Consider the following 5,053-nt stretch of genomic DNA (forward strand, 5'->3'; position numbering starts at 1 on the left):
AACCACTACAACACTTTAAACCAATGATAAAAGATTCTTGTTGAATGAAGGAGTTGAGCACTTTGGTGCATTTGATGGTCTTTCTCTGTAATGCCTTTTCATCTTGAACAACAGAAGACACCCCTAAGACAAATTTTGCTAAATCGAAGCCGACACACATACTTTGCTTGGGGATGCCCCTACTCAATTGATTAACCCACCTACAGCATAGCGGCAAGATGTCGGGATTGGGGGAGTACATTAAAAATATTCTCTAGCAGCATTTCAAGACAATAACTCAGCTCGTTATTCTTTAAAGAAAATAGCTGCCAACTATTCCTAGCTAATACTTTGAATGAATATAGGAAATAATCGACAAATATTGTGATCAAGGATAGTGGGCGACAGATCAAAACCACCTTGAAGTGGATATATCGCCAATTATATAAATCAGAAACCATTAGGCAAGGATACAAGTCTATACTCTAGATAAGTTATTGAAAAATATGAATTATTTTGCGTTAATCCTAAATTGCCGTGTTGGGGATCTCGTACAAACCTAATGTCATAGAGCCATACTGAAATAATAGACTTTATTTATTATATATCGTCCTTTTCCGATTAAAGTAATGTTGCTTATATAAAAACGCAGAGTGAATGGATATTGTGCATATTTCGGAGCATTCCGACCGGTCATTTCGGGATTGTCCGATCGCCCATTTCGGTTTAATCCGATCACCGGTTCCGCGATTATCCGATCACTTTTAGCCCCACTCCGGAATCGGCGATCGGAATAGCGAAAAACGTGATCGGAATGCCCGAAATCCTTCCTTTTTCTCTTTTAAATCAATAGGTCGCTATTCTTTACTTCTTAAACAAGAAGGCAGGAAGTGACCATGGCTAAAAAGAGAACTCCAATGAACAAAATCAAAGAGGTATTGCGCCTTAAGTACGAAAAGAAAGACAGCATTCATCATCGCCATCACAAGTAGGATAGGTACAAAAAAGAGATTCCTCCACATCTTGGCTTGCAGGATCGGGCGCGCTAAAAAGCCCGCGCAGGCTGGCAAGAAGAGAAGATCTATAACGATTGTGTAATCACGAAAAAAGGCGGGTTGAAAGGCAAGTGCTATACGACCTAGAAGCCATGTCAGTACAAGAGCAGCTAACCACCATCCTTCAATGCATTTACGTTTTGTCCAGGTTTGAACTGCAGTTAGAAGAAACCCAATCATGATTGCTGGAAAAAAACCGAATAGCATTTCATGTATGTGCCACGCATAGGCACCGCCATAGAATTTAAACTCAATTAAGCCCAGAAAACTAAGTACCCAAGCAGGTATGCTTAATGCACCAAACGCAGCACCAAGCAAGAAGAATGGCCTGAATGCTGCGTTTAGAAAAGCAGGGTGATGCCTCTTCGCATTGTTTTCATCAGTAACGGATCCGTCAATTTGTAATAGCACCACAAATAGTCTCTTAGTTTGTCGATGACTTAGATTTCAGGTCATTAACAATTGCATACAGTGAAGGAACAACAATCATGACCAATACTGTCGATGCGAGCAAACCGAATACAACAGAAATCACCAATGGTTTAAGGGTTTGTGCTTGAGTCGATGTTTCCGTGAGTAATGGCGCCATTCCCATTATGGTCGTTGAAACTGAAACAAATATTGGACGAAATCTGGAACGAACGGCTTCGCTAGCGGCATCTACTACTGACTTGGTATCAGATACTCTCTCTTTGATGACGCCGATTAACAATATTGCATTGTTTACAACGATACCCGAGAGTGATGCTGCACCAACAAGAGATGGCATGGATATATTGTAATCCATCAAATAGTGGCCCCATACAACGCCAAGAAAAGCCATTGGGATAGTTAAAAGGACTATAAAGGGTTCAACATAGCTCCTAAATTGGAATGAAAGAATGAGATATATCCCCACGATTCCAATCAGGAAACCACGAAGAATAGAGGCAACAGTTTCAGCCGAATTCGCTGCTTGTCCTGCTATTTCAAACGTAATACCCGAGTATTCTGATTGAATATTAGGTAGCAGATTTGCCCTTATGTCTGCAGTAATCGCATCAGCATTGGCTATGCGGCCATCCACATCAGCTTGAATTGTTACAGATCTTGCCCCATTTCGTTGAGTAACCGAACTCCACTCTCTCGTTTCATAGAGATGCACCACATTAGGTAAAAGAACAGTTGAACCATCATTCAGTTGTAGCTCAAACGCCAACAGATCATTGATGTTTTGTGTGCTGTTATCCGCAAACTTAACTTCAATCGCGTATTGAAATTCACCTAAGCGAATATCATCAAGGGTTTCGCCTAGAAATGCTCCGCGCAGCTGATTGGCAATAGCTAATGGCGTTAAGCCTAAAGCTTGTCCGTCAGAAGTTATCTGCATGCCTAGTTGAGGTTTGCCAACATTTAAATCATGTTTGGCGTTTAATACTCCTTGGTACTTTTCTACTTCACTTAATAGATCTTGCGAAGCCCTTGAAAGCAAATCTAAGTCCTCATGGAATAGTCTTAGCTCAACAGCTATGCCCTGTGGACCGATACCAGGCTCTGTAAGAATAAAAGATGTGATTCCTGGTAATACCCCAATTTCACGCTTCCATATTTCTATGAGTTCATCTAGCGTTGTAGATCGAACCTCTGCAGATAAGAGATCAGCTGAAACCGTTGCCACATGACTTCCGCTCTCTCCGACAGATAGATTTCTTCCGAATCGAGTTATCACACGTTTAACAAGGTCCTGTTGTTGCGGTTGTTCAGACTTCAGCTCGATATTCACACGCGCAAGGGCGTCTTCCACCTGGCGGACGGCTTCTTCAGTTCTAGCAATCGATACACCCATGGGTAGCAAAATTCGCGCTTCAATTACATCGCCATCAATTTCAGGCATTGCTTCACGCTTTACTACGCCAGAACCTAAGGCTCCAATAGTAATGATCAATAATCCAAGAGCGATTCCAACAACTAGCCAGCGATGATCAATAGCCCAATCTGCAACCCTGCCAACGCCGCGCTCTTTCAATGAATTAAACATCTCTTCGAAGCGAACTTTGAATTTGTTGGGCGAATAATTCGATTTAGTTAGGCTTTGTTTAAGGTGGTGAGGAAGTATGAAAAAAGCCTCAACTAGGCTTGCTGTTAACGCAGCTAAAAGAACGACTGGAAGTACCTCAAGTACAGCGCCAAGCTCACCTGCTAAAAAGGATAACGGCAAAAATACAGATACAGTTGTAAGGAATGAAGAAACTACACCTGGTGCAACCGCTACAACGCCCTGAACTACTGAGTTCAATGTAACGTTGCCGTGTGAGTGCACAGCTATGGAGTCGGATAATACAATGGAGTCGTCCATGACAATCCCTATAGCCATAAGTAACGCAACTACGGTGATCATATTTAAACTTTCACCAGTCAATGACATCCATGCAAAGGCGCCTAGAAACGCTACAGGCAATCCCATTGCTGCCCATGCTGCATAAGCAGGTCTGAAGAATAGGCTCATTACAAGCACAACAAGCACCAGACCAACTACTCCGTTTTGAACCAGCATTGTTAGTCGATCACGTATTATTGAAGTTACATCTTGAACTACATCAAGGTGGATCGAACCGATTCCTCTATTTCGCTCAGCTTTCACTGTGTTTGTTAAGTCGTCGAGAGATCTTAAAGCGTCAGCATCTAGGGGTTTGTGTACTTCAAGAAGGATGACAGGAACACCATCTAAAAATGCAGCATTACTCGATGGCTCATAATGTTCATTTACGCTAGCTATATCACTCAGATAGACCACTGCACCATTGGATAAAGTGATAACGGGTAAGTTTAATAGTGCATTCTTAGATAGCGCTTCGGTGTCAAATCTGATGTTATATTCACCGCTTTCTCCTTCAAGCGTACCAGCTGGAACATTAATGCTTTGTTGCTTGAGTGCATTAGCTATAGAGGACGTTGTTAAACCGTACTCTTTCAAAACACGAGGATCTGCCTCTATTGACCAGGTTCTTTCCCCAATACCAGAACGAATAACTTTAGCTACAGTATTGAGTGAAGCTAACTTGTCTTGAAGATCCTTTGAGTAGTGATCAAGTTGCTCCATTGGTAGCTCTCCATATACAGCGACAGAGGCCACTAGATCTGTGCGATGGAGTTCACGAATAACGGGAGCTTCAGCTAATGATGGAAATGAATCTATTGCTGAGATTTCAGTTCTTAGATTGCTGACAAATCTAACGGCATCCCCACTTGGCTGCATTGTCGCTACAGCATGGGCCAGATTGTTCTGTGCAGTACAGACAAATTCACTCAGTGATTCAACTGATTGAACAGCATCCCACAATGGCTCACATATTTTCTTTTCGACATCAGAGGGTGTAGCACCACGATAAACCACAGACACCTCTGCTTCGACAGGGCGAAAATCTGGAAAAGTCTCTCGTAGAAGGGTCGGTGCTGAAAACGACCCAACCGCTATAAACACTAACAGGAGTAAATTTGCTGCGGTCGGATGATATGTAAACCATCTAATCATTTAGCCACCTCAATCCCTGTAAACTTTTGTCCTGGTATTGCGGCTATCAAAGAGTCGAGTATCAATTTATCGCCTGCTTCAAGCCCGCGCGTAATTGTCACATGGTTCTCTTGCATGAGACCAAGCTGGACGTCTCGAAACTCAATTTCATTATCTTTATTTAACAAAAGAACTTGATCTTGGTGGACCGCTGATAATGGAATAGTAATGACACTTGAAGGCTGAACAGCTCTAAATACCAACTCAATTGGTTGATTTGGTAACAGCGGGAAGTTCTGAGCGGCTGAAAGGCTCGAATATGGATCATCTACCCTTACTACGATTTGAAGGGTTCTTGCTCGGTTATCTAGCTCAGTACGAACAGATATAATCTCTGCCTTCCAAGATTCGCTTACGCTCCCAACTGTTCGCACTTTGTAGTGGTCAAGTAAATCTGGCCACGGTTTTAGAGTTTTTCCAATACAGCCGCTCACTCTCATTAGGAGATAAACCACCATTATGCCGATGA

At 42.4% G+C, this 5,053-nt stretch carries 3 protein-coding genes; all 3 read right to left on the reverse strand.

All coding sequences use genetic code 11. From position 1 onward, the window contains the following. Positions 1 to 836: 836 nt before the first annotated feature. Complete coding sequence (locus tag FJM67_RS16880; protein ID WP_140591842.1) at positions 837 to 1,448, reverse strand: NnrS family protein; 612 nt, start codon at positions 1,446 to 1,448, stop codon at positions 837 to 839. 10 nt (positions 1,449 to 1,458) lie between these two features. Beyond that, the gene (locus FJM67_RS16885; protein WP_140591844.1) at positions 1,459 to 4,545 is read right to left on the reverse strand and encodes an efflux RND transporter permease subunit; all 3,087 of its coding nucleotides are present in this window, start codon (positions 4,543 to 4,545) and stop codon (positions 1,459 to 1,461) included. Further along, positions 4,542 to 5,053: efflux RND transporter periplasmic adaptor subunit (locus FJM67_RS16890; RefSeq protein ID WP_407943642.1), on the reverse strand; the 512-nt coding region annotated here is incomplete at its 5' end. The genes FJM67_RS16890 and FJM67_RS16885, both read right to left, overlap by 4 nt.

Origin of the sequence: Maribrevibacterium harenarium, assembly GCF_006385675.1 — a bacterium.
Taxonomy (GTDB): Bacteria; Pseudomonadota; Gammaproteobacteria; order Pseudomonadales; family Marinomonadaceae; genus Marinomonas; species Marinomonas harenarium.